27 protein-coding genes are annotated in these 25,938 nt (G+C 64.8%); 16 read left to right on the top strand and 11 right to left on the bottom strand.

The window, feature by feature from the left end; translation table 11 throughout:
• The first annotated feature begins 460 nt into the window (after positions 1 to 460).
• Positions 461 to 739 (top strand): 30S ribosomal protein S20, encoded by a 279-nt coding sequence (rpsT, locus tag HDG37_RS22855; RefSeq protein ID WP_027198671.1) that lies wholly within the window; start codon positions 461 to 463, stop codon positions 737 to 739.
• A gap of 157 nt (positions 740 to 896) precedes the next feature.
• On the opposite strand, the gene HDG37_RS22850 is transcribed toward rpsT, so the two are convergent.
• Positions 897 to 1,244: a DUF3579 domain-containing protein gene (locus HDG37_RS22850; RefSeq protein WP_184051533.1), complete on the bottom strand. Its 348-nt coding sequence runs from the start codon at positions 1,242 to 1,244 to the stop codon at positions 897 to 899.
• 490 nt (positions 1,245 to 1,734) lie between these two features.
• Here HDG37_RS22850 and argF point away from each other — a divergent pair, with 490 nt between their 5' ends.
• Positions 1,735 to 2,664: an ornithine carbamoyltransferase gene (gene argF / locus HDG37_RS22845; RefSeq protein ID WP_018421631.1), complete on the top strand. Its 930-nt coding sequence runs from the start codon at positions 1,735 to 1,737 to the stop codon at positions 2,662 to 2,664.
• Positions 2,665 to 2,798: 134 nt separating this feature from the next.
• Here argF and murB read toward each other — a convergent pair whose 3' ends face one another.
• On the bottom strand, positions 2,799 to 3,881 hold the full coding sequence (murB, locus tag HDG37_RS22840; protein WP_311541519.1) for a UDP-N-acetylmuramate dehydrogenase: 1,083 nt from the start codon (positions 3,879 to 3,881) through the stop codon (positions 2,799 to 2,801).
• Positions 3,882 to 4,130: 249 nt separating this feature from the next.
• On the opposite strand from murB, the gene HDG37_RS22835 reads away from it, so the two are divergent.
• A complete protein-coding gene (locus HDG37_RS22835) occupies positions 4,131 to 4,616 on the top strand; it encodes a YajQ family cyclic di-GMP-binding protein (protein ID WP_018421633.1) in 486 nt (161 codons plus the stop codon).
• Positions 4,617 to 4,709: 93 nt separating this feature from the next.
• Here the strand turns inward: HDG37_RS22835 and plsY are convergent, their stop codons facing one another.
• Positions 4,710 to 5,345, bottom strand: a complete 636-nt coding sequence (gene plsY, locus HDG37_RS22830; protein WP_184023064.1) for a glycerol-3-phosphate 1-O-acyltransferase PlsY — start codon at positions 5,343 to 5,345, stop codon at positions 4,710 to 4,712.
• 142 nt (positions 5,346 to 5,487) lie between these two features.
• Complete coding sequence (ybaK, locus tag HDG37_RS22825) at positions 5,488 to 5,979, bottom strand: Cys-tRNA(Pro) deacylase (protein WP_184051528.1); 492 nt, start codon at positions 5,977 to 5,979, stop codon at positions 5,488 to 5,490.
• 151 nt (positions 5,980 to 6,130) lie between these two features.
• Here ybaK and HDG37_RS22820 point away from each other — a divergent pair, with 151 nt between their 5' ends.
• The gene (locus HDG37_RS22820; RefSeq protein WP_184051526.1) at positions 6,131 to 7,693 is read left to right on the top strand and encodes a class I adenylate-forming enzyme family protein; all 1,563 of its coding nucleotides are present in this window, start codon (positions 6,131 to 6,133) and stop codon (positions 7,691 to 7,693) included.
• A 33-nt stretch (positions 7,694 to 7,726) separates the two neighbouring features.
• Here HDG37_RS22820 and xerD read toward each other — a convergent pair whose 3' ends face one another.
• The 3 genes from xerD to queG all read right to left on the bottom strand — a co-directional run bounded on the left by xerD (position 7,727) and on the right by queG (position 10,798).
• Positions 7,727 to 8,683, bottom strand: coding sequence for a site-specific tyrosine recombinase XerD (xerD, locus tag HDG37_RS22815; RefSeq protein ID WP_184023062.1), 957 nt, complete (start codon positions 8,681 to 8,683; stop codon positions 7,727 to 7,729).
• Positions 8,680 to 9,150, bottom strand: coding sequence for a methylated-DNA--[protein]-cysteine S-methyltransferase (locus HDG37_RS22810; protein ID WP_184051525.1), 471 nt, complete (start codon positions 9,148 to 9,150; stop codon positions 8,680 to 8,682). Before HDG37_RS22810 ends, xerD begins: the two co-directional genes overlap by 4 nt.
• 337 nt (positions 9,151 to 9,487) lie before the next feature.
• Entirely contained in the window at positions 9,488 to 10,798 is a 1,311-nt protein-coding gene (gene queG / locus HDG37_RS22805) for a tRNA epoxyqueuosine(34) reductase QueG (RefSeq protein WP_184051523.1), read from the bottom strand.
• A gap of 17 nt (positions 10,799 to 10,815) precedes the next feature.
• On the opposite strand from queG, the gene tsaE reads away from it, so the two are divergent.
• Complete coding sequence (gene tsaE, locus HDG37_RS22800; protein ID WP_184051521.1) at positions 10,816 to 11,412, top strand: tRNA (adenosine(37)-N6)-threonylcarbamoyltransferase complex ATPase subunit type 1 TsaE; 597 nt, start codon at positions 10,816 to 10,818, stop codon at positions 11,410 to 11,412.
• Positions 11,394 to 13,001, top strand: a complete 1,608-nt coding sequence (locus tag HDG37_RS22795; RefSeq protein WP_184023059.1) for an N-acetylmuramoyl-L-alanine amidase — start codon at positions 11,394 to 11,396, stop codon at positions 12,999 to 13,001. Before tsaE ends, HDG37_RS22795 begins: the two co-directional genes overlap by 19 nt.
• Positions 13,002 to 13,083: 82 nt before the next feature.
• Here the strand turns inward: HDG37_RS22795 and HDG37_RS22790 are convergent, their stop codons facing one another.
• Entirely contained in the window at positions 13,084 to 13,965 is an 882-nt protein-coding gene (locus tag HDG37_RS22790) for an EamA family transporter (RefSeq protein WP_184051519.1), read from the bottom strand.
• A gap of 167 nt (positions 13,966 to 14,132) precedes the next feature.
• Here HDG37_RS22790 and HDG37_RS22785 point away from each other — a divergent pair, with 167 nt between their 5' ends.
• The gene (locus HDG37_RS22785) at positions 14,133 to 15,008 is read left to right on the top strand and encodes a pirin family protein (RefSeq protein ID WP_184051517.1); all 876 of its coding nucleotides are present in this window, start codon (positions 14,133 to 14,135) and stop codon (positions 15,006 to 15,008) included.
• A gap of 88 nt (positions 15,009 to 15,096) precedes the next feature.
• A complete protein-coding gene (gene trxA / locus HDG37_RS22780) occupies positions 15,097 to 15,945 on the top strand; it encodes a thioredoxin (RefSeq protein ID WP_184051515.1) in 849 nt (282 codons plus the stop codon).
• A 68-nt stretch (positions 15,946 to 16,013) separates the two neighbouring features.
• Here the strand turns inward: trxA and tcdA are convergent, their stop codons facing one another.
• Entirely contained in the window at positions 16,014 to 16,871 is an 858-nt protein-coding gene (gene tcdA, locus HDG37_RS22775; protein ID WP_184051513.1) for a tRNA cyclic N6-threonylcarbamoyladenosine(37) synthase TcdA, read from the bottom strand.
• Positions 16,872 to 17,138: 267 nt separating this feature from the next.
• Between tcdA and pdxH the strand changes: the two genes are divergently transcribed.
• From pdxH to HDG37_RS22760, 3 genes are all read left to right on the top strand, one after another.
• Positions 17,139 to 17,780: a pyridoxamine 5'-phosphate oxidase gene (pdxH, locus tag HDG37_RS22770; protein WP_090801646.1), complete on the top strand. Its 642-nt coding sequence runs from the start codon at positions 17,139 to 17,141 to the stop codon at positions 17,778 to 17,780.
• Positions 17,781 to 17,929: 149 nt separating this feature from the next.
• On the top strand, positions 17,930 to 19,144 hold the full coding sequence (locus HDG37_RS22765; protein ID WP_184051511.1) for a cyclopropane-fatty-acyl-phospholipid synthase family protein: 1,215 nt from the start codon (positions 17,930 to 17,932) through the stop codon (positions 19,142 to 19,144).
• Between the two features lie 96 nt (positions 19,145 to 19,240).
• The gene (locus HDG37_RS22760; RefSeq protein WP_184051509.1) at positions 19,241 to 20,578 is read left to right on the top strand and encodes a DUF72 domain-containing protein; all 1,338 of its coding nucleotides are present in this window, start codon (positions 19,241 to 19,243) and stop codon (positions 20,576 to 20,578) included.
• A 63-nt stretch (positions 20,579 to 20,641) separates the two neighbouring features.
• Here HDG37_RS22760 and msrA read toward each other — a convergent pair whose 3' ends face one another.
• Positions 20,642 to 21,181: a peptide-methionine (S)-S-oxide reductase MsrA gene (gene msrA, locus HDG37_RS22755; RefSeq protein ID WP_184051507.1), complete on the bottom strand. Its 540-nt coding sequence runs from the start codon at positions 21,179 to 21,181 to the stop codon at positions 20,642 to 20,644.
• A 199-nt stretch (positions 21,182 to 21,380) separates the two neighbouring features.
• On the opposite strand from msrA, the gene HDG37_RS22750 reads away from it, so the two are divergent.
• Together HDG37_RS22750 and HDG37_RS22745 are read left to right on the top strand one after the other, a co-directional pair.
• The gene (locus HDG37_RS22750) at positions 21,381 to 21,629 is read left to right on the top strand and encodes a hypothetical protein (RefSeq protein WP_184051505.1); all 249 of its coding nucleotides are present in this window, start codon (positions 21,381 to 21,383) and stop codon (positions 21,627 to 21,629) included.
• Between the two features lie 51 nt (positions 21,630 to 21,680).
• On the top strand, positions 21,681 to 22,190 hold the full coding sequence (locus HDG37_RS22745; protein ID WP_184051503.1) for a flavin reductase family protein: 510 nt from the start codon (positions 21,681 to 21,683) through the stop codon (positions 22,188 to 22,190).
• Positions 22,191 to 22,263: 73 nt separating this feature from the next.
• On the opposite strand, the gene HDG37_RS22740 is transcribed toward HDG37_RS22745, so the two are convergent.
• Positions 22,264 to 22,785 carry an Lrp/AsnC family transcriptional regulator gene (locus HDG37_RS22740; RefSeq protein WP_184051501.1) on the bottom strand — a complete coding sequence of 174 codons (522 nt, stop codon included), beginning with the start codon at positions 22,783 to 22,785 and terminating at the stop codon, positions 22,264 to 22,266.
• Positions 22,786 to 22,915: 130 nt separating this feature from the next.
• Between HDG37_RS22740 and kynB the strand changes: the two genes are divergently transcribed.
• Genes kynB through kynA form a run of 3 tightly spaced genes read left to right on the top strand, consistent with a single transcriptional unit; the run spans position 22,916 to position 25,794 of the window.
• Positions 22,916 to 23,620 carry an arylformamidase gene (gene kynB, locus HDG37_RS22735; protein WP_184051499.1) on the top strand — a complete coding sequence of 235 codons (705 nt, stop codon included), beginning with the start codon at positions 22,916 to 22,918 and terminating at the stop codon, positions 23,618 to 23,620.
• Positions 23,607 to 24,857 carry a kynureninase gene (gene kynU / locus HDG37_RS22730; RefSeq protein WP_184051497.1) on the top strand — a complete coding sequence of 417 codons (1,251 nt, stop codon included), beginning with the start codon at positions 23,607 to 23,609 and terminating at the stop codon, positions 24,855 to 24,857. Before kynB ends, kynU begins: the two co-directional genes overlap by 14 nt.
• Positions 24,858 to 24,867: 10 nt before the next feature.
• Positions 24,868 to 25,794, top strand: coding sequence for a tryptophan 2,3-dioxygenase (gene kynA / locus HDG37_RS22725; protein WP_184051495.1), 927 nt, complete (start codon positions 24,868 to 24,870; stop codon positions 25,792 to 25,794).
• Positions 25,795 to 25,938 lie beyond the last annotated feature (144 nt).

The raw sequence follows: 25,938 nt of genomic DNA, 5'->3' as shown, positions 1-25,938 counted from the left end.
GCGATTCGGACCGATTTGCCACGCGGACGTTCGCCGCGATCGGCTGGAAAGCGCGATTTTTTGTGTTTTCTGCGGTCTTCCCGGCAGCGCCCCCGCCTTCCATCGGCGCCCTCGCAGGAGGGCCAGCAGATACGCGCCGACATGACGCCGCTCCGGTCATTGTGGCGCCGGCGCGTGTTTTCCGTTGTAACGTGCCTGATTTTGTTGCTATAATCGTCGGTTTCGAAGCTTGCTCAGTTTTCGAATGGTCTTCGGACGCGGTTCTCAGGTTGGCGCAGCGCCGCCTGTCAATACATCCGGATGCCTTGAAACACGAGCCCGCCTTCGCGTAGTTCGATCGATTTTTTCGACACTTTTGCGCCCTTGGGCAATCGCTTCCAAGGGTTCGGATCGAGAAGCAGCACCTCGCCTCATCATTGAAGGCCGGGTACTGGAAACAGGAACAGGATAAGGAACCGTCATGGCTAACTCCGCACAAGCACGCAAGCGCGCCCGCCAGGCCGCGAAGGCAAACTCGCACAACTCGGCACTGCGCTCGAAGTTCCGCACGGCTATCAAGGCTGTCCGCAAGGCAATCGACGCAGGCGATCACGCTAAGGCCGCCGAAATCTTCAAGGCATCGTCGAAGACCATCGACATCATCGCCGACAAGAACATCGTTCACAAGAACAAGGCAGCTCGCAACAAGAGCCGCCTCGCTGCAGCCGTCAAGGGTCTGCAAGCGCCCGCAGCGCAGTAATTCCGGCGGCCCGCTTCGGCGGGCTACCTCCTGTTTCCGCTGCACAAGAAGCCCGCTTTGGCGGGCTTTTTTTGTTTTGGTTGAATTGCCAGCCACAAAAAAACCCGCTGCTTGCGGGTTTTTGTTTTTTTGCTTTTGCCGATCCGGTCGGCTTACATCAGATGACGTGCCGTTTGGCTTGCGACGCAGGCGCATGCTCGAGTTCCAGTTCACACGCCTCGGTGACCAGCAGGTCGTTGTCTTTCGCGAAGTTCATAACGAAATCGAAGGCCATTGGTTCGATGTCGCGCAGCCGCGAATCGAGAATCACGCATTTGAGGTCGCCGATCATGGTCGGCCGCACGTACAGCGAGTACTGCATATAGGCGTTCGGCCCCTTCCTCACGCCGGGCCCGAACGAAGACATGACGCCCGCGAGCCGCTCCGACCAGTCGCTCGGCCGAAATCTTTTTCCGGTCGACGTAATGCCCTGAATGAAATATTCGATTGGAGCTGCTTCGGCCATGTAGAAATACCTGTGTGACTGCCCAGCGGAATGACGACCAACCGGCGACGCCAGTTGTACGCCCGACCTCACCGCAAGCGCTTGCAGCCACCTGCGACGTGCGTGGGATCTGGCGCTAACGCAACAATGACTAACCGCACCACGAGAACCGCTGCGGCGAACCGGCTGAACCGCTCTGGCGTCTGTCATGACGGCCATGCCTTGACAGGCTTTCCGCGCCGCGCGAGCCGCGTTTCTTCATGCGAAACGCCGGCCTGCTGGGCTTTGGGATAACCCGCAGATTATAGCGCAGCGGGCCCTTTTCCGCAGCGCACACAAGCGCCTTCCGATGGACCCCGCGAAGCCCGATACGACGCTTTCGAATCGCTTGCGGCGCCTTCCCGCCGACTCGTCAAACGAGGCGAAATCCTTTATGCTGCATGGAGTTACCACCATACCGACGGCGGCGCAGTCCGGCAACCCTGCCGGGTGAGACCGCCGTATTTGTTTCATGACCGCCAAGAAAATTCGCCACTACCTGCAGTTCAAGGACTTCTCGCTGGAAGACTACGAGTACGTGCTGGAGCGCGCGCGCATCCTGAAACGCAAATTCAAGAACTACGAGACCTATCACCCGCTGCATGACCGCACGCTGGCGATGATCTTCGAAAAGAATTCGACACGCACGCGCCTGTCGTTCGAAGCCGGCATCTTCCAGCTGGGCGGCCACGCCGTGTTCATGAGCACGCGCGACACGCAGCTCGGCCGCGGCGAGCCGATCGAAGACGCCGCGCAGGTCATCTCGCGCATGGTCGACATCATCATGATCCGCACGTTCGGCCAGGACATCATCCAGCGCTTCGCCGAGAATTCGCGCGTGCCGGTGATCAACGGGCTCACGAACGAATACCACCCGTGTCAGGTGCTCGCAGACATCTTCACGTACTTCGAGCATCGCGGTCCAATTCGCGACAAGACGGTCGCGTGGGTCGGCGACGCGAATAACATGCTGTACACGTGGATCGAAGCCGCGCAGATTCTCGGGTTCAGGCTGCGCCTGTCCACGCCGCCCGGCTATAAGCTCGACCGCGCGCTCGTCGCGGCGGAAAGCGCGTCGTTCTACGAGGAATTCGACGACCCGAACGAAGCCTGCACGGGCGCCGATCTCGTCACCACCGACGTGTGGACCAGCATGGGCTTCGAGGCCGAGAACGAAGCGCGCAAGAAGGCCTTCGCAGACTGGTGCGTCGACGCCGACATGATGGCGCGCGCGAATCCCGACGCGCTCTTCATGCACTGCCTGCCCGCGCATCGCGGCGAAGAAGTCAGCGCGGAAGTGATCGACGGACCGCAAAGCGTCGTGTGGGATGAGGCGGAAAACCGTCTGCACGTGCAGAAGGCGTTGATGGAATACCTGCTGCTCGGCAAGCTCAATCACTGAGCGAGCCGCCGGTCCATACACGCGCCGGAACCGCGGGCACAAAAAAGGCGCCGGGGGGAAACTCCCGGCGCCTTTTGCATTCGTCGGCGGCGACGCTCCGCGGGCAACTCAGCGCGAAAAGAGAGAACTGCCGCTCACAGGCAAACTGGCTCCGCCTCCAGTTCCACGCCAAATCGCTCGAAGACGTCGTGCTGGATCGCCCGTGCCAGCGCCAACACTTCCGTGCCGCTCGCGCCACCGCGATTCACCAGCACCAGCGCCTGCCGCTCATGCACGGCCGCCGCGCCCATCACGCGGCCCTTCCAGCCGCATCGGTCGATCAGCCAGCCGGCCGCGAGCTTCACCCGCCCATCCGCTTGCACATACGACACGACTTCCAGCTCGCGACGCTTCAGCGCCTCGAACTGGGCGGCATCGATTACCGGATTCTTGAAGAAGCTCCCCGCGTTGCCCAGTTCGAGCGGATCGGGCAGCTTCGCACGCCGCACGGCGACGACCGCATCGAAAATGGCTTGCGCGGTCGGCTGCGTGGCCGCACCCTCGGCTTGGCCAGCGCTCGCCGCATGACCGCGCGCCGCCAGCTCGCGCGCGAGATCCGCGTAGCCCGCGCGCGGCTGCCACGCCTTCGGCAAACGGAACGTCACCGACGCAATCACGAAGCGCTCGCGCCCTTCCCGCTTGAAAAAGCTGTCGCGATAGCCGAACCGGCACGCATCGCCGTCGAGTTCGACGGCCTCGCCGGTCACGAGCTCGATCGCCCGCAGCGACGCGAAGCGTTCGCACATTTCGAGCCCGTACGCGCCGATGTTCTGGATTGGCGCCGCGCCGACCGTGCCAGGTATCAGCGCGAGATTCTCGAGGCCGGGCATGCCCTGCGCCAACGTCCACGCGACGAACTCGTGCCACGGCTCGCCGCCAGCCGCCTCGACATACCACGCATCCTGATCCTCGCGCACCACGCGGCGCCCGCGCAGCGCCACCAGCAGCACGAGCCCGGCGAAGTCGCCGGTCAGCATGACGTTGCTGCCACCGCCCAGCACGAGGCGCGGCAGGCCCTCGACGCGCGGATCGCGCATCGCGGCGAGCAACTGCTCCTCACGCTCGATCAGGCACGCGAACTGCGCGCGCACGTCGAAGCCGAACGTGTTGTGGGCCTTCAGCGGATAGCCGGCCATGAGGGACGCGACGGCGGGAGCGGCAAGAGCGGATTGGGACATCGGAATGGCAACAAAGCAACAGGGCAACGACGGGAAGCGACAGGAAACGACAAAAACCACCAACGACGCGCCTGACGACACGAGCGGCGCCGCCCGACGCGGGATCGCCCGCCGTCGCGACGCCGCGCGGCGGCCTTGGGCAAAAGAGAGCGGCGTCGGTAAAATGACGTCCGGTCCGTGATTATAGCGAGTGCCTCACGCTCAGCCGACCGGCTGTGCCGCGCACTGCCGCACTATTGGGAGAAAGCAATGCCATCGTTTGACGTCGTCTGCGAAGCGAACATGATCGAAGTCAAGAACGCGATCGAGCAGTCCAACAAGGAAATTTCGACGCGTTTCGACTTCAAGGGGTCCGACGCGCGCGTCGAACACAAGGAAAACGAAATTACCGCGTACGCCGACGACGACTTCAAGCTCGGCCAGGTGAAGGACGTGCTGCTGTCGAAAATGGCCAAGCGCAACGTCGACGTGCGCTTCCTCGACTACGGCAAGATCGAGAAGATCGGCGGCGACAAGGTCAAGCAGGTCATCAAGATCAAGAAGGGCGTCTCGGGCGATCTGTCGAAGAAAATCGTGCGTCTGGTGAAGGACAGCAAGATCAAGGTGCAGGCGAGCATTCAGGGCGACGCGGTGCGCATCACCGGTGCGAAGCGCGATGATCTGCAAAGCGTGATCGCGATGCTGCGCAAGGACGTGACCGACACGCCGCTCGACTTCAACAACTTCCGCGACTAAGCGGCACGGCGCGCCTGGCTTGCAACGAGCCTCCCGCGGACCCGGAAGCGCTTCGCATCGGGCCATCTGGCCGGGCGAAGCGCTCAACCCACTTCAAAGATCGTTGCCCGCAGCCGGACCGGCTGCCTTCTTTTTGTCGCCGATACGGCTCTCCTGCCCCCGCATCAGCTTCGCAATATTGCCGCGATGCCGCCACACGAGCAGCAGGCTCATCACCAGAACCGCGAGCGCGACGATGCGCGGCCCGAACAGAAACACGTAGAACAGCGGCGCGAACAGCGCCGAGCACAGCGCCGCGAGCGACGAGTAGCGCGTAAAGAACGCGACGATCAGCCAGGTTAGCAAGGTCGCGACGCCGAGCGTCGGGTTGATCGCGAGCAGCACGCCCGCGGCGGTCGCGACGCCTTTGCCGCCCTTGAAGCGGAAGAAAATCGGATACAGGTGACCGAGAAACACCGCAAGCGACGCAATCGCGATCGCGCGCTCATCGAGCCCGTAACGCGCGCCGAAATGCACGACCAGCCATACGGGCAGCCAGCCCTTGAAGGCGTCGCCGATCAGCGTCAGAATCGCGGCCTTCTTGCTGCCGCTGCGCAGCACGTTGGTGGCGCCCGGGTTGCCCGAGCCGTACGAGCGCGGGTCGTCGAGACCCATCGCGGCGCTCACGATCACGGCAAACGACAACGAACCGATCAGATAGGCAACGACAGCAACGATCAGGTTTTGCATCTGGGACTCTTATAAGGATCGCGGTCTGACATTCGATACCCCAACCGCAACAGGGCATGCCCGTCGAATCAGGGCGGCGGACATTTTACCGAACGCGTCCGCGCGAAAAACATTCAGGCAAACGTCAACCCGCTCATCGGCGTCAGTCCACGCTCGCGCATTGCACCGGCTTTGCCGCGAGCAGATCGGTGAGCACCTTCGGCTCGATGCTGACGAGAAAGCCGCGCCGCCCGCCGTTCAACCAGATTTTGTCCATCTCGAGAATGGTCGACTCGACATACACCGGCATCTGCTTGCGCGTGCCGAACGGCGACGTGCCGCCGATCAGATAACCCGAATGCCGGTTCGCGACCTCGGGCTTGCACGGCTCGACGCGCTTCGCGCCGATCTGCCGCGCGAGGTTCTTGGTGCTGACGGTGCGATCGCCGTGCATCAGCACGATCAACGGCTTCGCGTGCTCGTCTTCCATCACCAGCGTCTTCACGACGTGATGCTCGTCGACGCCGAGCTGGCACGACGATTCCGCGGTGCCGCCATGCTCGACGTAGTCGTAAGGATGCTCGCCGAACGCGACGCCGTGACGGCGCAGCAGCTGCGTGGCGGGTGTTTCCGACACATGTCTGGATTTGCTCATCGGCGCATTGTAATGGCGAGTTTGCACAACGGCTATTTGCCGGATGGCTAATTGTGCGGGTTCGACACTTGTGGCACGATCGTTCGAAAATATGCCGGCGTGGTGCGAGATACTGCGCGCAGGGCCACGAATTGGTAAAGAGGAGACAGTGTTGAAGCAGGCTTCATCCATCCGTTCCACGATCGATATCCCCGCGCTGCTCGCCGCCCTGCCCGCGCGCATCGGCGACATTCCGGCGCTCGCCGCCGCACGCGATCCGCGGCATGTCGCGCTGATCGAAGATGCGCGCCGCCTGACCAACGCGCAACTGCGCGAGGCCGTCGATGCGGCCGCCGCGCTGCTGCGCGACTGGGGCGTGCGCGGCGGCGATCGCGTGATGATCGTCGCGGAGAACAGCATCGCGCAAATCGTGCTGCTGTTCGCGACCGCGAAGCTCGATGCGTGGGCGCTCGTGTCGAACGCCCGACTGTCGGCCGCCGAACTCGATTCGATCCGCGCGCATGCGCAACCGCGCGTCGTCGCGTATGCGCTCGAAAGCTCGCCCGACGCACGCCAGCATGCTGAGCGGCATCGAGCGACGCACGCACCCACGATGTCGGCGGACATCGGCGCATGGTCGTATGTGGTGGACAGCAGCGTGCAAGCCGAAGCCGTCGAAGCCGCCAGCGACCGCCAATGCGCGGCGCTGATCTACACGACCGGCACCACCGGCACGCCGAAAGGCGTGATGCTGTCGCATCGCAATCTGCTGTACATCGCGGCCGTGTCGAGCCGGCTGCGCCAGGTCGGGCCCGACGACGTCGTCTATGCGGTGCTGCCGATCTCGCATGTGTACGGCTTCGCGTCGGTGTGTCTCGGCAGCCTGCATGCGGGCGCGACGTTGCGGCTCGCGCCGCGCTTCGTGCCGGAAGCGGTGCGCCTCGCCCTCGCCGCCGAGCACGTGTCGATCTTCCAGGGCGTGCCGGCGATGCACGCGAAGCTGCTCGAACATCTGCACACGCACGGCCACGCATGGTCCGCGCCGCGACTGCGCTTCGCGTACTCGGGCGGCTCGCCGCTCGACGCCGCGCTGAAGGCGCAGGTCGAAGCCCTGTACGGTCTGCCGCTGCACAACGGCTACGGCATGACCGAAAGCAGCCCGACCGTGTCGCAGACGATGGTCGACGCACCGCGCGCCGATTGCTCGGTCGGCGAGGTCATTCCGGGCGTCGAAGTGAAGTTCGTCGGGCTCGACGGCGTCGAAGCCGCGCCGGGCGAGATCGGCGAGCTATGGGTGCGCGGGCCGAACGTGATGCTCGGCTATTACCGCAACCCCGAGCAGACCCGCGCGAGCGTCACCGAGGATGGCTGGCTGAAAACCGGCGACCTCGCGCGGCAGGCCGCGGACGGCGCGTTGCATATCGTCGGGCGCAGCAAGGAGCTGATCATCCGCTCGGGCTTCAACGTGTATCCGGCCGAGGTCGAGCACGTGCTGAACGCGCATCCGCAGGTCGTGCAGTCGGCGGTGATCGGACGCGCGGTCGAGGGCAACGAGGAGGTGATCGCGTTCGTCGAACTGGTTTCCGGCGCGACGGTCACGCCCGCGGAGTTGATCGCGTGGTGCGGCGAGCGGCTCGCGCCGTATAAGCGGCCAGCCGAGCTGAAGGTGCTCGCGGCGCTGCCGGCCGCATCGACCGGCAAGATTCTCAAGCACCGGTTACGCGAGTTCGTGTGAAGCGCGCGGGCACCCACGCGCTTCACGTCATGCTCACCCGCGCGGATGATGCTGCGCATGCAGCGATTTCAGCCGCTCTCGCGCGACGTGCGTGTAGATCTGCGTCGTCGAAATATCGGTGTGACCGAGCAGCAATTGCACGACGCGCAGATCCGCGCCGTGATTGAGCAGATGGGTCGCGAACGCGTGCCGCAGCGTGTGCGGCGACAACGGCGCATGGACGCCCGCGGCCTGCGCGTGTCGCTTGATGATGTTCCAGAACTGCTGGCGCGTCATGCCTTCCGCGCGTGTCGTCACGAATAGCGCATCGGCCGCGCGCGGGCCGAGGAGCGCCGGGCGCGCCTCGCGCAGATAGCGCTCGATCCACGCGTGCGCCTCTTCGCCGAACGGAACCAGCCGCTCCTTCGAGCCCTTGCCAGTGACGCGCACGACGCCTTCGTTGAGTCCCACCTCGACGGTTTTCAGTGTGACCAGTTCGGTCACGCGCAAGCCGCTCGCGTACATCAACTCGAGCATCGTGCGATCGCGCAAGCCGAGCGGCGTGTCGATGTCGGGTGCGCCGAGCAACGCTTCGACCTGGACCTCGCTCAACGTCGAAGGAAATCGCGGCGGCTGCTTCGCCGAGCGGATGCGCAAGGTCGGATCGGCGGCCGCGCGATGCTCGCGCACCGCCCATGCGTAATAGCGGCGAAACACCGACAGCCGGCGGTTCGCCGAAGTCGCCTTGTCCTTTTGCCGCGCCGCGCTGTAGGCGCTCAGGTCAGCTTCGCTCGCGGTGTCGAGCGAAGCATTGCGCGCGTGCGCGAGCCATTCGCAGAAGAGCCGCAAGTCGCGGCGATACGCGTCGAGCGTGTTGCGCGACAGGCCATGTTCTAGCCACAGCGCGTCGCAGAAGGCGTCGATCGATGCGGAGCTGGTCAGCAGCAGCGGTGACGCGGCGGCTGTGTCTTCGACGTGTACAGCGGTATTGGTGGTGGTGCTCGTGCTCATACGTACGGCACACCTTCATGCGCGAGCAACCAGCGCTTCACGTTGCGGAAGAAGCCGTCGCCGCCATCGTGCGCGAAGCCGCCGATGCCGCTCGAACTCACCACGCGGTGACACGGAATCACGATCGGAAAGAAATTGGCGCCGCACGCCTGGCCGACCGCGCGCGGCACGCTGCCGAGCTGCTTGGCGAGTTGTCCGTAAGTCAGCACGACGCCGGGCGGGATGTCGCTGATCGCCTGCCACACGCGCCGCTGGAACGCGGTGCCGCACTCGGCGAGCGGCAGCTCGAATCTCGCTGACGCGTGCTCGAGATAACGCTCGATCTGTTCGGCCACCTCGCGTGCGAGCTGCGTGTCGGGCGCGACGTTGGGCGTCGAGTCGGGCAGATAGACGATCTCGCGCACGGCTTCGCCTTCGAGCCGGATGCCGATCTTGCCGAACGGCGCATCGATCACTGCGTTGAACATGATTGCCTGCTCCTCTAGGGTCTGTTTACATATGGAACGCACGTGCGAATGCCCGCTATCGGCCGCAGGGCAAGGAGTAAGGAGCGCTGCGTGGCCGCGCCACGTGAGCGACGCACGACGCCGCCATGCGGCCGATAGCGGGCATTCCCCTGGAATGAAATTCAGAACTGGGGTTGCCGCGAGAAGGGCCGCTCGCTGCGTCATGCTCCTTGCGAATACGTCGAGTATTCGCGGCGTCGCAATCCTTGCGAGCGGCCCTTCTCGCGGCAACGCACGTGCGTTCCATATGTAAACAGACCCTAGCGTGCCAGATTGCCGGCACCGAATTGCCACGACTTTACGCCGCTTCGAGCGCCCACTCCACATGCTCGCGCACGACCGCCGACTGATCGTCGGCTCGCTGCCTCAAAGCCAGCACGATCGCGCCACGGGCATCGAGGTCGAGACTTCCTGGCGCGGCGCGCAACGCGTTACCCATGCCGACCGCGAGATTGCGCAGCCAGCTCTCGTAGCCGATGCGGCGAATCGCGCTGCCCTGCATGCGCGTATCGAACTCCTCGGCGCTCCACGCGAACAGTTCGACCAGCGACGCGCGATCGAGCCCGTGCCGCACGTCGAAATCGGCGACCGGTGCGGCCTGCGCGAACTTGTTCCAGGGACACACGAGCTGGCAATCGTCACAGCCGTACACCCGATTGCCGATCAGCGGCCGCAGGTCGAGCGGAATACTGCCCTTCAACTCGATCGTCAGATACGAGATGCAACGCCGCGCGTCAACCTTGTACGGCGCGACGATCGCGCCGGTCGGACAGGCGCCGATGCAGCGCGCGCAGCTGCCGCAATGCGAGCCCGGCGTTTCGGGCGCGGCCTCGGGCGAGGTTTCGGCGTCGGTCGGCAGCGGCACGTCGACATAGATCTCGCCGAGGAAAAACAGCGAGCCGGCGTCGCGCTGCAGCAGCAATGTGTGCTTGCCGCGCCAGCCGATGCCGGCCTTCTGCGCAAGCTCGACTTCGAGCACCGGCGCCGAATCGGTGAACACGCGATAGCCGAACGGCCCGATCACCGCTTCGATCCGGTCGGCCAGTTGTTGCAGGCGCTGGCGCATCACCTTGTGATAGTCGCGGCCGCGCGCGTAGATCGACACGACCGCCGTCGACGGGTCCGCGAGCCGCGCGTGCTCGGCCGCGCGCCAGTCGCGCGCGCGGGGTGTCGCGCGTGAGGCGGATTGCGTTACGTCTTGCGGCATGCTTTCAGGCGCGCTTTCATGGCCCCCTTCATGCGCCCCTTCAGCCGCCTCTGCTTCCAGCGTCTGCGCAGGCAAATAGGCGATGCGCGCGGTGATCACGCGTCGCGTGCCGGCCACAAGCTCGGCCGGCCGCGCGCGTTTCATGCCGTGTTTGGCCATATAATCCATCTCGCCATGGCAACCCGCTTCGAGCCACGCTGCAAGCGGCGCTTCGGCGGCCGACAGATCGGTGTCGCTAATGCCGATCGCCCCGAAACCGAGTTCACGGCCCCACGTCTTGATGTCGAGCGCGAGCGCACGAAGCGCCGCCTCGTCGAAACGGGACGTTGCGCCAGAAGCTCGCGCGGCATCATCGGCCGATGCGGGCGTGCAGAAAACAGGGGACTTCGGACTTCGGTTCATCACGCCATTTTACGAGAATGCCTGTCAATCCCGATCACGCGCCCCTACCGTCCGCTCCCGTGCTGCTCGAACGCTCTGTCGCGCTCGCGGACGAAGCCGCCACGCAGGCGTTCGGCGCGCGCTTCGCACAGGCGATCGAAAGCGTGCGCGCGGCCTCGCATCAGGCACAGCCAGCCCAGCCTGGCGCTGAAAGCGGCCTCGCGTTCCACGGCCTGCAAGTCCAACTGGTCGGCGACCTCGGCGCCGGCAAAACCACGCTCGTGCGCGCGACCTTGCGCGGCCTCGGCCACACCGGCCGCGTGCGCAGTCCGACCTACACGCTCGTCGAACCGTATGTGCTCGAGCGGCCCGCCGGGGAACTCGCGCTCTATCACTTCGATCTGTATAGATTCACCGATCCGGCCGAATGGGCCGACGCGGGCTTTCGCGAATATTTCGACAGCGGCGCGGTCTGCCTCGTCGAATGGCCGCAACGCGCGGGAGCGCTGCTCGGCGTGCCGGATCTCGTCTTCTCGCTCGGGCTCGTCGGCAACACAGACGCAAACGCGGACGCACGCGTACTCGTCGCACGCGCTTATAGCGAATCAGGAAAGGCATGTCTCGAAAGATGTTAATCAAACCATTCCATTCGATCGAATCGGCGGCAGGCGCAACGCATAACTGGCGGCGCCGGCAGATCCTGCGCGCGGGAGCGTCGACGCTGGTGCTCGGCCTCGTCGCCCCGCGTCTCGCGTTTGCGAGCTCGGTGCTCGGCGTGCGCGTGTGGCCCGCGCGCGACTACACGCGCGTGACGATCGAATCCGATCAGCCGCTCCAGAACACGCAGCAGTTGTTGCAGGGACCGGACCGGCTCGTCGTCGATCTGAACGGCCTCGACCTCGATCAGGCGCTGAAGGAGCTGGTCTCGAAGATCACACCGAACGATCCGCAGATTTCGTCGGTGCGGGTCGGGCAGTATCAGCCGCACGTCGTGCGCATGGTGTTCGACCTGAAGGGCTCGGTGAAGCCGCAGGTGTTCGCGCTGCCGCCGGTCGGCGCGTACAAGTACCGGCTCGTGTTCGACCTGTATCCGGCTGTCGCGCCCGATCCGTTGATGGACCTGCTCGCGCAGACCGAGCGCAAGCAGCAGGCGCTCAACGAAGAAAACAGCGCGCCGCCCGCGACGCTTGCCGGCCCCGGCACGGCGCCGCCGGTCGACAACAGCGAAGCGTTCTTCGAGCACTACGCGCAGAACGGTGGCGCGGGCAATGGCGCCGCGGGCGTACCGCATCCGCCCACACATGGCACGACGGCGCCGTCCGCGCCGGTCATTGCCGGCAGGCAGGCGGCGCCGTCCGCGCCCTCCGCGCCGCCTGCCGCACTGGCGCGCAACAAGGGTGGCAACGCCAACAGCAACAGCACCGCACGCGGTCTCGACAGCAACAACGACAACCTCGGCGACAGCGGCGACACCTACGCATTCACCACACCGAAGTCGAGCCGCAGCAACACCGTGCGACTGCTCACCGTCGCAATCGATCCGGGTCATGGCGGCGAGGACCCGGGCGCGATCGGCGGCGCAGGCACCTACGAGAAGCACGTCGCGCTCGACATCGCGAAGAAGCTGCGCGCGAAGATCGACGCGCAGCCGAACATGCGCGCGATGATGACGCGCGACGCCGACTTCTTCGTGCCGCTGAACGTGCGCGTGCAGAAAGCGCGCCGCGTCGGCGCGGACCTGTTCGTGTCGATCCACGCGGACGCGTTCACGACGCCCGAGGCGAAGGGCTCCTCGGTGTTCGCGCTGTCGGAGCACGGCGCGTCGAGCGCGGCCGCGCGCTGGATGGCGAACAAGGAGAACTCGTCGGATCTGATCGGCGGCATCAACATCAAGTCCGCCGACGCCACCGTGAATCGCGCACTGTTCGACATGTCGACCACCGCGCAGATTCGCGACTCGATGCGCTACGGCAACTTCGTGCTCAAAGAGATCGGCGACATCAACAAGCTGCACAAGGGCTCGGTCGAGCAGGCCGGCTTCGCGGTGCTGAAGGCGCCGGACATTCCGTCGATCCTCGTCGAGACCGCGTTCATCAGCAATCCGGACGAAGAGCGCCGCCTGAACGACGACGCGTATCGCGACAAGATGGCCAGCGCGATCCTGACCGGCATCAAGCGCTATTTCGCGGCGAATCCGCCGCTCGCAAAGGGCCGCATGACGTGATGTCGGCACGCACGAGCCAATCACAAAACGGCCCTCCGGCCGTTTTGTTTTTCACGCTCGCAAGCCGGGGCGCAACGGTTGCTCAGCGTGCCGGTATCAAGCGCTGCACGACCCAGCCGCCGAACACGTTGACCGCGAGCCCCGCCATCACGAGCAACGCGCCCGCCACCTGCATCGCAGACAGTTGCTCGCCGAGCAGCAGCGACGCCGACGCGAGTCCGACGATTGGCACCAGCAGCGAGAACGGCGCGACCTGGCTCGCCGGATAGCGCGACAGCAGACGGCTCCACAAGCCATAGCCGAGCAGCGTCGCGACAAACGCCAGATAGACGATCGCGAAGATCGACAGCGCGCTGATACCGGTCAACGCGGCGGCGATCTCGCGCGGCCCTTCGAACACGAACGACGCCGCGAAAAACGGCAGCGGCGGAATCAGGCTCCCCCACACGACGAGTCCGACCAGATCGACCTTGCCGACCTTCTTCGTAACGATGTTGCCGAGTGCCCACATGCACGCGGCGCACAGCGTCAGCAGGAAACCAGCGACGGACATCGTGTGGCCGCCTTGCAGGCCGATCACCGCGAGCCCCGCCGCGGCGATCAGCAGACCCGCGACGTTCGCCAAACGGAAGCGCTCGTGCAGAAACAGCGCCGCGAAGATCAGCGTGAAAAACGCCTGCGCCTGAAGCACCAGCGATGCAAGCCCCGCCGGCATGCCGACGTACATCGCCGAGAACAGGAACGCGAATTGCCCGAACGAGATCGTCGCGCCGTAGGCGAACAGCCACCGCCACGGCATCTGCGGCCGCTTGACGAAAAACACCGCCGGGACCGCAGCGAGCGTAAAGCGCAGCGCGCCGAGCAGCATCGGCGGCACGCCGTGCAGGCCGACCTTGATCACGACGAAATTGACGCCCCACGCGAGCACGACGATCAGCGCGAGCAGCAAGTCCCTGGGCGACATCCGGGTCTCCAAAGAAATGGTTCGATCTGGCAGTGTAACGGAGGCTGCAAATTCGCTTCGTTGCGCCCGCTCATGGCGAGCGTGCGCCGATGCCGTCGGCAGCGCGCGACGCGCAGTAGAATCGACCATTCGAGCCTTCTCCCTCCATTTTCCCGTCGAGCCTGCCCATGACTTCCTCGATCAAAGCCGTCCTCAAACCGCACTTACGCGACATCGGCAATCTGACCGTGCGGCGTGTCCTGCCTGCGATGGCGGCGCGCCTCGTCGGCCCGTTCATTTTCTTCGACCACATGGGCCCCGCGACCCTCGAACCCGGCAGCGGCCTCGACGTGCGCCCGCATCCGCATATCGGCCTCGCGACCGTCACCTATCTGTTCGACGGCGCGATCATGCATCGCGACAGCCTCGGCTCCGAGCAGAAGATCGTCCCCGGCGACGTCAACTGGATGACGGCCGGGCGCGGCATCGTCCATTCGGAGCGAACGCCGCCGGAAGACCGCGCGCGCGGCCAGACGATTCACGGCATCCAGACCTGGGTCGCGCTGCCGCTCGCCGATGAAGACGCCGAGCCGTCGTTCGCGCATCACGCGGCGGCGACCTTGCCGGTCGTCGAGCGCAACGGCGTGACGCTGCGCGTGATCGCGGGCACCGCGTTCGGCGCGGTGTCGCCGGTCGCGACGTTTTCGGGCACGCTGTACGTCGCCGCCGACTTCACGCCGGGCAGCGCGTTCGCGCTCGAACCGGAGCACGAGGAGCGCGGTGTATATCTGGTCGAAGGCGATCTGGAGATCGACGGCACGCCGCTCGAAGCGGGCCAGATGGCCGTGCTCGCGCTCGACGAAACCGTCACGCTCGCGAGCACGCACGGCGCGCGCGCGATGCTGCTCGGCGGCGAGAAGCTCGACGGCGAGCGCTTCATCGAATGGAATTTGGCCGCGAGCTCGCGCGAGAAGATCGAAGCCGCGAAGCTCGCGTGGACCAATCAGGAAATGGGCCACGTGCCCGGCGAAACCGAATGGATTCCGCTGCCGCAGCGCAAGTGACGGCGCCGGGCCGCGCGCCAGGGTGGGCATTGAATTCGTGCGATTCGGCCCCAGCTAGCCACAAACCGTTTCTATCGACGAGGACGCAATGGACACCACTCTGGCCACTTTCGAACAGGACGTCATCAAGGCGTCGATGCTGGCCCCCGTGCTGGTCGATTTCTGGGCGCCGTGGTGCGGCCCCTGCAAGAGTCTCGGCCCGATGCTCGAAAAGCTCGAAGCCGAAGCCGCCGGCAAATGGAAGCTCGTGAAGGTCAACGTGGACGAGAACCATGAGCTGGCCGCGCACTTCCAGGTGCGCAGCATTCCGCACGTGATCGCGTTCGCCGACGGCCAGGCCGTCGATCAGTTCGTCGGCGTGCTGACGGAAGGACAACTGCGCGAGTTCCTCGACCGGCTCGTGCCGCAAGGGGCGCCGGCCGCGCGCATCGAAGCGCAGACCGCGCTCGCCGAAGGCCGCCGCGACGACGCCTACGACCTGCTGCAAGCGGCGCTCGCTTACGACCCGGGCTTCGACGACGCGCGCATGGACCGCATCGAGTTACTGCTCGAAGACAACCGCATCGATGAGGCCCGCAACGAAGTCGATCTGCTGTCGCCGAAAACCACGCAAGGCATCGACGCTCGTTTCAACGCGATCAAGACGCGGCTCGACGCGGTGGACGCCGCCGCGGACCTGCCGCCCACCGATGCGCTCGAAGCGCGTGTCGCCGGCAACCCCGACGATCTCGAAGCACGCTTCGATCTCGCGAATGCGTTTATCGCGCGACGCAAATACGCGCAGGCGCTCGAACATCTGCTCGCGATCGTGCAACGCGACCGCGCGTTCCGCGACGATATCGGCCGCAAGACGATGTTGTCGGTGTTTGATCTGGCCGCGCATCAGCCGGAGCTGGTGTCGCAGTGGCGGCGCAGGCTGAGCGCGTCGTTGTATTGATCGATTGTGATGTTTTGCCCGATGGCAGCCTGGGTCAGCGCGGTTGAAACCGCCGCCCGGGCTGCCACCTAAACCGTCGCCTTCTTCGCCAGCTCCCGCAACACGTACGCCGCGGCCGCAAAACCAAAGCTCGCGGTCACGCACACGCTGGAGCCAAACCCCGCGCAGTTCAAGCCGACCGGCCCCGTATGCCCCGGCGACGTGCTCACGTGCTCGGCTTCTTCATCGATATCGCAGACGGCCGCTTCCGGATAGATCAGCGGCTCGTCGGAATACACGGCGTTCACCTTGAACTTCGCCTTAGGCCCGCGCGGAAAGCCATGCTGCTTGCGCAACTGCCCGCGCACCTTCGACAGCAGCGGGTCCTGGATCGTCAGCGCGAGATCGTCGATGCGGATCCGCGTCGGGTCGAGCTGACCGCCCGCGCCGCCGACCGTGATCAGCGGCTGCTTGCGCTCGACGCACCATGCGATCAGCGCGGTCTTCGTGCGCACGCTGTCGATCGCGTCGATCACATAGTCGAAGCCGCCGCCGAGCGTGGCCGCGAAATTGTCCGGCTCGACGAAGTCCTCGATCAGCCGCACCTCGCAGTACGGATTGATTGCCGAGATGCGTTCGGCCATCGCTTCGACCTTCGGTTTTCCGTAGTTGCCGTCGAGCGCGTGAATCTGCCGGTTCGTGTTGCTTTCCGCGACGTTGTCGAGATCGATCAGCGTCAGCGTGCCGAGCGCGCTGCGCGCAAGCGCCTCCGCGACCCACGACCCCACCCCGCCGATGCCGATCACCGCGACGTGCGCACCCTCGAATGCGGCGAGCGCAGGCGCGCCATACAGACGGGCGATGCCGCCGAAACGGCGCGCGCGGTCGGCGGTTTCGTTCGCGTCGAGGCTGGTAGTAAGATCGGATTGCGCGGCGGTGCTGGACATGATGGCAGGGGCTCGAAAACACAGGCGGAACAAAGCAGGCGGCGGCGCTTTGGCAAATCGCCTGGGCAAATTGCTTTGGCAAATTGGGCGCGCAGCCCGTATTTTGCCTGAACACGTGAAAACAGCCGCGCAGGACCACGAGCAGCGACGCAATGTTGCAGGCTTGCGCTGGCGCAACATGCGCCGCGCCATCCGTTGCTCCGCTCGCGCGCAAAAACCTGACGCCTTAGCTATACTTGGCCCACACTGTAGCGTTCGCATAAGAACATGATCTCACTCGCCGAGCTTCGAAAAAACTACTCGCTGGGTTCACTGGACGTTGCCGACGTCAACCACGATCCGTTCCGTCAATTCGACACGTGGTTCCAGCAGGCCATCGACGCCAAGCTGCCCGAGCCGAATGCAATGACGCTGGCCACGGTCGACGCGCGCGGCCGGCCTTCGGCACGCATCGTGCTCATCAAGGGTGTCGACGAGCGCGGTTTCGTATTCTTCACCAACTATGAAAGCCGCAAGGGCCGCGAACTGAACGTGAACCCCTACGCGAGCCTGCTGTTTCACTGGATCGAACTCGAACGCCAGGTGCGCATCGAGGGCCGCGTCGTCAAAACGAGCGAGGCAGACAGTGACGCGTATTTCGCGTCTCGTCCGCTCGGCTCGCGGATCGGCGCATGGGCATCGAATCAGAGTCAGGTGATTGAAAGCCGTTCGCAGCTCGAAGTACGCGAACGCGAAATCAGCCTGCAATACGGCGAAAATCCTCCGCGTCCGCCGCACTGGGGTGGCTACCGTCTGGTGCCCGACGCGATTGAATTCTGGCAGGGGCGGCCGTCTCGGCTGCACGATCGTCTGCTTTACACGCGCGCGGAAGAAAGCGCCAACTGGCTGATCGCACGCCTGTCGCCCTGACCGGTCGATGACCGGACGAATGAGGCCGGCGGCGGCGCCAGCGTAGCGGCGCGCGTCGGCGGGATTGCGTTGCGCGGCCCGCGGAATGCGCCGCGCCATGTCGCGATCCACATAGCTTTGCTTTAAATCAACGAACACGGAGAGATCACATGTTCTGGGAGAAAAAGCTGGCGCAGTGGGTTGAAGATGTCAAAACCACCGCTAACCTGCCCGCACGCCTCGTGCTGTGGGACGGTCAGCAACACGACTTCGGGCAGTTCGCCGCGCCCCGGGTCACGCTACACGTGAAGAGCGCAACCGCGCTGCCCTATCTGCTCGAACCGAGCCTCGACAATCTTGGCGAAGCCTATGTCAAAGGCAAGATCGACATCGAGGGCAAGCTATCGGACATCATCAATATCGGCTATCAGCTCGCGCGCAGCACCGTGACGAGCGCCGGCAAGCTCGCGCGCGTGCGGCGCTACTTCAATCATTCGAAGACGTCGGATAAGAAAGCGATCCAGTATCACTACGACGTGTCGAACGAGTTCTACAGGTTGTGGCTCGACGAGAACATGGTCTACTCGTGCGCGTACTTCGAGACCGGCAGCGAAGACCTCGCGACCGCGCAGCTGAAGAAAATCGATCACATTCTGACCAAAATCCAGCTGCAGCCCGGGCAGCGTCTGCTCGACATCGGCTGCGGCTGGGGCGCGCTCGTGCTGCGCGCCGCGCAGAAGTTCGGCGCGAAGTGCGTCGGCGTCACGCTGTCGCAGAACCAGTTCGATCTCGCCACCGCGCGCGTGAAAGCGGCGGGCCTCGAAAACCAGATCGAAATCCGCCTGCAGGACTATCGCGACATCAAGGGGCAGTTCGACCGCATCACGAGCGTCGGCATGTTCGAGCACGTCGGCCGCAAAAACCTGCCCGGCTATTTCCGGAAGATGCACGATCTGCTCGCCGACGACGGCATCGCGATGAACCACGGCATCACGTCGAGCGACGCCGATAGCGGCGAAACCGCGCTCGGCGGCGGTGAGTTCATCGACCGCTTCGTGTTCCCGGACGGCGAGCTGCCGCACATCAGCCTCGCGCTCGAAGCGATGCAGCGCGGCGGGCTCGAAGCGGTTGACGTCGAAAGCCTGCGCCGTCACTATGCGCACACGCTCGACATCTGGGCGGAAAATTTCGAAGCCCACGCGGACCAGGCGCGCAAGCTCGTCGACGACGAAAAATTCCGCATCTGGCGCGTGTATCTGGCCGGCTGCGCGTATGCGTTCGAAAACGACGACGTGTCGATTTTCCAGGTGGTGTGCCGCAAAGCCGGCCGCAGCGCGAAAACCCTGCCGTGGTCGCGCCGCTACATGTACGAAAAACCGCTGTGACCCGGCTGTGACCCGGTTTGTGACCGGTCGCGCCGCGGCGGCGTGCATGGAGCGCGCGCCGCGGCGCAATTCTGATGAACAGCAGGCCGGACATTGATGGACCAGAGCAGGACGAGTGACGTCGAAGAGCCGTCGGACGGCAAGGACGGCAGCGCGGACGATGCGGCGCATCAGGCCGCGCAGCAGTTCGATCTGTTCGGGATGCCGGTGGAGGCTGCGGCAGAAGCGCCGGCCATGTCCGCACGTGAGGCCGATTCGGCCGCCAGCGCTGCCGCGCAGCCAGAGCACAAGCGCACGCCGAAGACCGCAATATCCAACGCCCCCGCGTCGCTGTTCGAAGCCGACACCCCGCCCGACAGCCCCGCTCCTGAACCAGACTCCACCCCGGCCTCCGCCGACGCCCCGAAAAAGCGCCGCAGCCGCGACGTGCTCGCTGCACCGCCCTCGCCGGAGCTGCTCGCGCTCGCGGCGCAATTGCCGCCGCAGATCCACCTCGGCACGTCGACATGGTCGTTCCCGGGTTGGACAGGCATCGTCTACGGCAATGACTACAGCAACAGCAAACTGTCGCGCGAGGGCTTGAGTGCGTACGGCGCACATCCGCTGCTGAAGACGGTCAGCATCGACCGCTCGTTCTACCAGGCGTTGACGGTCACCGAATACCTGCGCTACGCGCAGCAGGTGCCCGAGCACTTCCGCTTCATCGTCAAGGCGCCGATGACGATCACCGACGCCACCGTGCGCGCCGAGCGCGGCGAGCCGGTGTCGCTGAACCCGTGCTTCCTGAACGCGCGGATGGCGATCGACGATTTCGTCACGCCCTGCCTCGAAGGCCTCGGCGCAAAGGCCGGCGCGCTGGTGTTCCAGTTCTCGCCGCTGCCGGATCAGATGCTCGCGCAGCCGGCGGTATTCATCGAACGACTGGGGGAGTTTTTCGACGCGCTGCCCGGGCTGCCCGACGGCAGTTGCTACGCGGTCGAGATTCGCGACGCGAGCCTGCTCACGCCGCGCTTCATCCGCATGCTGAAGACGGCTGGCGTGCGCTACTGCGTCGGCGTTCATGCGCGGATGCCCGATCCGCTGCGCCAGGCCGCGGCGCTCGCGCTGCTCGACGGCGAGCCGGCCGGTCCGCTGATCGTGCGCTGGAGCCTGCACGGCGGTTTCAAGTACGAACAGGCGAAGGCGAAGTACGAGCCGTTCAACCGGCTCGTCGACGAAGATCCGGCGACGCGCGCGTCGCTCGCCGAGCTGGCCGCGCGCTACGCGCTCGCTGGTCAGCCGGTCGTGATCGCGGTCAACAACAAGGCGGAGGGATCGGCGCCGCTCAGCTGCGTGAAACTGGCCGAAGAAATCGTCGAAGCCTGCGTGCGTGTCACGCAGGGACGCGGCGATAACGGCGACGAGGTGCCATCGCGAGCACAGGAACCGCAGTGACGAACAGCAGCGGGCGGTCTCACGCATCCGCCCGTTGCCGACTCCAATCCCCGCGCTGCGCCGTTAACCCGCCTTGATCCGATGCGCGAACTTCTGGCGGAATTTCGCGACTTTCGGCGCTACCACGAACGAGCAATAGCCCTGATTCGGATGCTGCGCGAAATAGTTCTGGTGGTAGGCCTCGGCGGGCCAGTAGTTGTCGCCGAGCGGCAGCACCTCGGTCACGAGCCTGCCGTCGTAGATGCGCTGTTCGCCGATCTCGCGAATCGCCTGCAGCGCGGTTTCGCGCTGCGCGTCGGAATGCGTGAAGATCACCGAGCGGTATTGCGTGCCGACGTCGTTGCCCTGCCGGTTCAGCTGGGTCGGATCGTGGATCGCGAAAAAGATGTCGAGAATCTCGCGATAGCTGATCTTGGCCGGATCGAAGTCGACCTTGACCACTTCCGCGTGACCGGTGTCGCCGTCACAGATCTGCTCGTAGCTCGGATGGCGCGTGTGACCGCCCGCATAACCCGACTCCACCGCATTGACGCCCTCGACGCCCAGATACACCGCTTCGAGGCACCAGAAACATCCACCGCCGAGCGTTGCTGTCTCGTTCATAAGCTTCACCCCAGGATCAGATTCACACAATGATCGGCAGCCGGCCTGCGTAGCGCCGCCGTATCTGCCACCGCATCCGAATATATGGCCGAACACGCGTTCCGAAAGGCGCAGCCAGGCACGAGTCAGGCACCCGTCGCGCAATGACCGCAAATCCGGCCGTGCAGATATCGAGTATAGAAACGCCGGCACGCGACGTGTGAATAACCGTGCCTCACTCACGCAAGCGCCGCGCCCGCGCCTCGATCCAGCACGATCGGCAAATTTTCGGGTGCAGCCTTTCGAGGCGATCGTCGATGCAATCGCCCGGTTGCCACGCGCCGCACGCATCGTGGTGCGGCGCGCGCGGCGATTGCAGTTAAAATTGGCGGAAATCAACGATTTTCACCATGACTTTCGAAACATCCGCTTCCCGCCGCGCGGGTATACGCTTCAATTCGCGCCTTGATTCGCGCTGCAGTCGTTCTTTCACACGGCGCGCGACGGGGGCCTCGCCCCAATGAAGCGCGCGAGCCCACCCAACTTCGACCCGTCCGCGTTCAAACAGGCGCTCAGCCAGTTCGCGACCGGCGTCACCGTGATCACGACGCGCGCCGCGTCCGGCCAACTGATCGGCATCACGGCCAGTTCGTTCAACTCGGTGTCGCTTTCTCCGCCGCTCGTGCTGTGGAGTCTCGCGACGCGCTCCGCGTCGATGCCGGTGTTCCGCGCCAACAGTCACTATGTGATCAATGTGTTGGCCTCGACGCAGCTCGATCTGTGCAAGCGCTTCGCGACCGTGAAGGGCGACCGCTTCGAGGGCGTGTCGCACGCGGCGGGCGACACCGGCATGCCGGTGCTCGACGGCGCACTCGCGTGGTTCGAATGCCATAACCGCAGCCGCTACGAGGAAGGCGACCACGTGATTTTCGTCGGCGAAGTGGAGCGCTGCGGTGTGCATGAAAATGCCGCGGACATGCTGCCGCTCGTGTTCCAGAGCGCGCAGTTCCACGGCCTGAAGCCGCTTTGAGCGGCGCGGCGCTTCCCTGGCGTCTGTAGCGCCTGTCGGTCGGACGCGTCGAAAACGGCGCGCCCCGCCCTCATCATCCTGAACGGTCGCTATGCGTGGCTCCGTGCCCGCTGTTCTTCTTCACGAGCGACACCGGCACGCCCGAATCTTCCTTCAGCGTTTCGAGCACGATGTTCGAGCGGATGTCCATCACCCCTGGCGCCTTGTACAGGCGATTGAGCACGAAGTCCGAATAGTGCTTGAGGTTGTGCGCGAGCACGCGCAGCAGATAGTGGGTTTCGCCGGTCACGACGAAAGCGCCGACCACTTCGGGCCAGTCGCGCAGCGCTTCGGCAAAGCGCTCGTGCCAGTTCTGCTGGTCGTTGCGCATCGATACCTGCACGAACGCTTCCAGCTCGAACCCCAAAACTTCGCGGTTCAGGCACGCTCGGTAGTGTTCGATGACGCCCTGCTCTTCCAGCAGACGCAGGCGTCGCAGACAGGCCGACGGCGAGAGCGAGATGCGCTCCGCCAGGTCGAGATTGCTGATCCGTCCTTCCTGCTGAAGCACCGTCAAGATACGGCAATCGGTGGCGTCGAGCGAGATCGCGTTCATATTCGGTCTCCCTTTCCTGTTTGACTCAAATTATGTTCCAAGACACGGCTGGTAAGGAGATTTTTTCGCAATCACATTTCACAGCTTGACCTCTATCATTTAGAGATAGTTACCAACCGTCGATACCGTCATGCGAGCACTCTGGGACATCACCCCCGCCGTCGATACCGCCACGCCCGTCTGGCCGGGCGACACGCCGGTCGGCATCGAGCGCGTCTGGCGCATGGAGGCTGGCTCGCCGGTCAATGTCGCGCGTCTGACGATCTCGCCGCACACCGGCGCGCATACCGACGCGCCGCTGCACTACGACGCCGACGGCGCCGCGATCGGCAACGTGCCGCTCGACGCATATCTCGGTTTATGCAGAGTGATTGACTGTATCGGCGCGTCGCCTGTTGTGACGCCACAACATCTGGCCGGCTCGCTCGACGATTTGCCGCCGCGAGTCTTACTGCGCACTTACAGAAAAGCGCCGACGCGCGAGTGGGATAGTGCGTTCTGCGCGGTCGCGCCCGAGACCGTCGACCTGCTCGCCGCGCGCGGCGTGACGCTGCTCGGCATCGACACGCCGTCGCTCGATCCGCAGGAATCGAAGACCATGGATGCGCATCACCGCATTCGCGCGCACCGGATGGCGATTCTCGAGGGCATCGTGCTCGACGCGGTCGAACCCGGCGACTACGAACTGATCGCGCTGCCGCTGAAGCTGACCACGCTCGACGCGAGCCCGGTGCGCGCGGTGCTGCGTGCACTGCCCGGCTCGCGCTCAGCCACGCTCCCCGGCGAGCGATCAACCCGACAACCCAACCCATCGAACCAACATGAACCATCGTGATGAAGCCGTGGCGCTCGACAGCGCCGAACCGCTCGCAGCGCTGCGCGAACAGTTCGCGCTGTCGCCGACGACCATCTATCTCGACGGCAACTCGCTCGGCGTGCCGCCGGCCGCCGCCGCGCAGCGCGCGCAGACCGTGATCGCCGCCGAATGGGGCGAAGGACTGATCCGCAGCTGGAACAATGCCGGCTGGTTCGCGCTGCCGCGCCGACTCGGCAACAAGCTCGCGCCGCTGATCGGCGCGGCCGAAGACGAAGTCGTGATTACCGACACGATCTCGATCAACCTGTTCAAGCTGCTGTCGGCCGCCGTGCGGCTCGCCAATGCGCGCGATCCGAAGCGTCGCGTGATCGTGTCCGAGCGCTCGAACTTCCCGAGCGATCTGTATATCGCGCAGGGCCTGATCGAGCAGCTCGATCGCGGCTACGAGCTGCGCCTCGTCGACGATCCGTCCGAACTGCCCGAAGCGATCGGCGAGGACACCGCGATCGCGATGATCACGCACGTGAACTACCGCACCGGCTACATGCACGACATGGCCGCGCTGACGAAGCTGATTCACGACAGGGGCGCGCTCGCGCTGTGGGATCTCGCGCATTCGGCGGGCGCGGTGCCGGTCGATCTGAACGGCGTCGGTGCCGACTATGCGGTCGGCTGCACTTACAAGTATCTGAACGGCGGTCCCGGTTCGCCCGCGTTCGTGTGGGTGCCCAGACGTCACCAGAACGAGTTTGCGCAACCGCTGTCGGGCTGGTGGGGGCATCGCGCGCCGTTCGAGATGAACCCGACGTATCAGCCCGACAACGGCGTGGGCCGCTACCTGTGCGGCACGCAGCCGATGGTGTCGATGGCGCTCGTCGAATGCGGGCTCGACGTGTTCCTGCAAACGTCTATGCAGGCGGTCCGCCAGAAGTCGCTCGCGCTGACCGATCTGTTCATCGAACTCGTCGAGACACGTTGCAGCGAATTTCCAATGAAGCTCGTGACGCCGCGTGAGCATGCGCAGCGCGGCTCGCACGCGAGCTTCGAACATCCGCACGGCTACGAGGTGATGCAGGCGCTGATCTCGCACGGCGTGATCGGCGACTATCGCGAGCCGCACGTGCTGCGCTTCGGCTTCACGCCGCTGTACACGCGCTTCGTCGACGTATGGGACGCCGTCGAAATCTTGCGCGACGTGCTCACCCGCGAGGCCTGGCGGGCCCCTGAATTCGCCCAGCGCGGCGCCGTTACCTGAGGACGACAGAATGACCGATCACATGCACACGCCGGGCTTGCCAGAAGAACCGGCGGCACAAGGCTGCCCGTTCGGGCACGGACGGACGGCGTCGGCGCCGTCCGCGAGCGCGGCCGACAGCGGCTGGCACGACGCGCAGCTCGACTTCTCGGAGTCGATGAGCTACGGCGATTATCTGTCGCTCGGCACGGTGCTGGACGCGCAGCATCCGTTGTCGCCGGATCACAACGAGATGCTGTTCATCATCCAGCATCAGACGAGCGAGCTATGGATGAAGCTCGCGCTGTACGAACTGCGCGCGGCGCTCGCGGCCGTGCATCGCGACGACCTGCCGCCCGCGTTCAAGATGCTTGCGCGCGTGTCGCGAATCATGGAGCAGCTGGTGCAGGCGTGGAGCGTGCTCGCGACGATGACGCCGTCCGAATACACGGCGATGCGGCCGTACCTCGGCAGTTCGTCGGGCTTTCAGTCGTATCAGTACCGGCAGATCGAATTCCTGCTCGGCAACAAGAACGAGCAGATGCTGAAGCCGCACGCGCATCGCGCCGACGTGTACGCGCAAGTGAAGGCATCACTCGAAGCGCCGTCGTTCTACGACGAAGTGGTGAGGCTGCTCGCGCGCCGCGGCTTCAGGATTTCGCCCGCGCGGCTCGAACGCGACTGGACGAAGCCGACCGAACATGACGCATCGGTCGAAGCGGCGTGGCTCGAGGTGTATCGCAATCCGTCCGAGCATTGGGATCTGTACGAGATGGCCGAGGAACTCGTCGATCTGGAAGATGCGTTTCGCCAGTGGCGCTTCCGCCACGTGACGACGGTCGAGCGCATCATCGGCTTCAAGCAGGGCACCGGCGGCACGAGCGGCGCGCAGTATCTGCGCAAGATGCTCGACGTGGTGCTGTTTCCCGAGCTTTGGCACGTGCGGACGATGCTGTAGCGGTTAGCGCATGTAAGGCACTTCCCGGGCAAACCTGACCTCCTGGCGGGGAACAAAGAGCAAGCCAACACTATTACGCAAGTTCGGAGTTATCCGAATCTTGAGAGATGGTCAGCATGGCAGCATCGGAACCCCATAAAAACA

This window comes from Paraburkholderia sp. MM5384-R2, from assembly GCF_014201025.1.
Taxonomy (GTDB): Bacteria; Pseudomonadota; Gammaproteobacteria; order Burkholderiales; family Burkholderiaceae; genus Paraburkholderia; species Paraburkholderia tuberum.
Note: the sequence above shows the minus strand (reverse complement) of the source record. Positions and strands in the feature narration are given on the sequence as shown.

Bases quoted from the DNA above. Each gene is read 5' to 3' on its own strand.
- kynB (WP_184051499.1), top strand. From the start codon at position 22,916: ATGCGAGCACTCTGGGACATCACCCCCGCCGTCGATACCGCCACGCCC.
- murB (WP_311541519.1), bottom strand. From the start codon at position 3,881: ATGTCCCAATCCGCTCTTGCCGCTCCCGCCGTCGCGTCCCTCATGGCC.
- HDG37_RS22760 (WP_184051509.1), top strand. From the start codon at position 19,241: ATGGACCAGAGCAGGACGAGTGACGTCGAAGAGCCGTCGGACGGCAAG.
- tsaE (WP_184051521.1), top strand. From the start codon at position 10,816: ATGCCTGTCAATCCCGATCACGCGCCCCTACCGTCCGCTCCCGTGCTG.
- HDG37_RS22795 (WP_184023059.1), top strand. From the start codon at position 11,394: ATGTCTCGAAAGATGTTAATCAAACCATTCCATTCGATCGAATCGGCG.
- HDG37_RS22765 (WP_184051511.1), top strand. From the start codon at position 17,930: ATGTTCTGGGAGAAAAAGCTGGCGCAGTGGGTTGAAGATGTCAAAACC.
- HDG37_RS22850 (WP_184051533.1), bottom strand. From the start codon at position 1,244: ATGGCCGAAGCAGCTCCAATCGAATATTTCATTCAGGGCATTACGTCG.
- queG (WP_184051523.1), bottom strand. From the start codon at position 10,798: ATGAACCGAAGTCCGAAGTCCCCTGTTTTCTGCACGCCCGCATCGGCC.
- HDG37_RS22835 (WP_018421633.1), top strand. From the start codon at position 4,131: ATGCCATCGTTTGACGTCGTCTGCGAAGCGAACATGATCGAAGTCAAG.
- tcdA (WP_184051513.1), bottom strand. From the start codon at position 16,871: ATGTCCAGCACCGCCGCGCAATCCGATCTTACTACCAGCCTCGACGCG.
- argF (WP_018421631.1), top strand. From the start codon at position 1,735: ATGACCGCCAAGAAAATTCGCCACTACCTGCAGTTCAAGGACTTCTCG.
- msrA (WP_184051507.1), bottom strand. From the start codon at position 21,181: ATGAACGAGACAGCAACGCTCGGCGGTGGATGTTTCTGGTGCCTCGAA.
- HDG37_RS22790 (WP_184051519.1), bottom strand. From the start codon at position 13,965: ATGTCGCCCAGGGACTTGCTGCTCGCGCTGATCGTCGTGCTCGCGTGG.
- trxA (WP_184051515.1), top strand. From the start codon at position 15,097: ATGGACACCACTCTGGCCACTTTCGAACAGGACGTCATCAAGGCGTCG.
- pdxH (WP_090801646.1), top strand. From the start codon at position 17,139: ATGATCTCACTCGCCGAGCTTCGAAAAAACTACTCGCTGGGTTCACTG.
- HDG37_RS22810 (WP_184051525.1), bottom strand. From the start codon at position 9,150: ATGTTCAACGCAGTGATCGATGCGCCGTTCGGCAAGATCGGCATCCGG.
- ybaK (WP_184051528.1), bottom strand. From the start codon at position 5,979: ATGAGCAAATCCAGACATGTGTCGGAAACACCCGCCACGCAGCTGCTG.
- HDG37_RS22745 (WP_184051503.1), top strand. From the start codon at position 21,681: ATGAAGCGCGCGAGCCCACCCAACTTCGACCCGTCCGCGTTCAAACAG.
- xerD (WP_184023062.1), bottom strand. From the start codon at position 8,683: ATGAGCACGAGCACCACCACCAATACCGCTGTACACGTCGAAGACACA.
- HDG37_RS22785 (WP_184051517.1), top strand. From the start codon at position 14,133: ATGACTTCCTCGATCAAAGCCGTCCTCAAACCGCACTTACGCGACATC.
- rpsT (WP_027198671.1), top strand. From the start codon at position 461: ATGGCTAACTCCGCACAAGCACGCAAGCGCGCCCGCCAGGCCGCGAAG.
- plsY (WP_184023064.1), bottom strand. From the start codon at position 5,345: ATGCAAAACCTGATCGTTGCTGTCGTTGCCTATCTGATCGGTTCGTTG.
- kynA (WP_184051495.1), top strand. From the start codon at position 24,868: ATGACCGATCACATGCACACGCCGGGCTTGCCAGAAGAACCGGCGGCA.
- kynU (WP_184051497.1), top strand. From the start codon at position 23,607: ATGAACCATCGTGATGAAGCCGTGGCGCTCGACAGCGCCGAACCGCTC.
- HDG37_RS22740 (WP_184051501.1), bottom strand. From the start codon at position 22,785: ATGAACGCGATCTCGCTCGACGCCACCGATTGCCGTATCTTGACGGTG.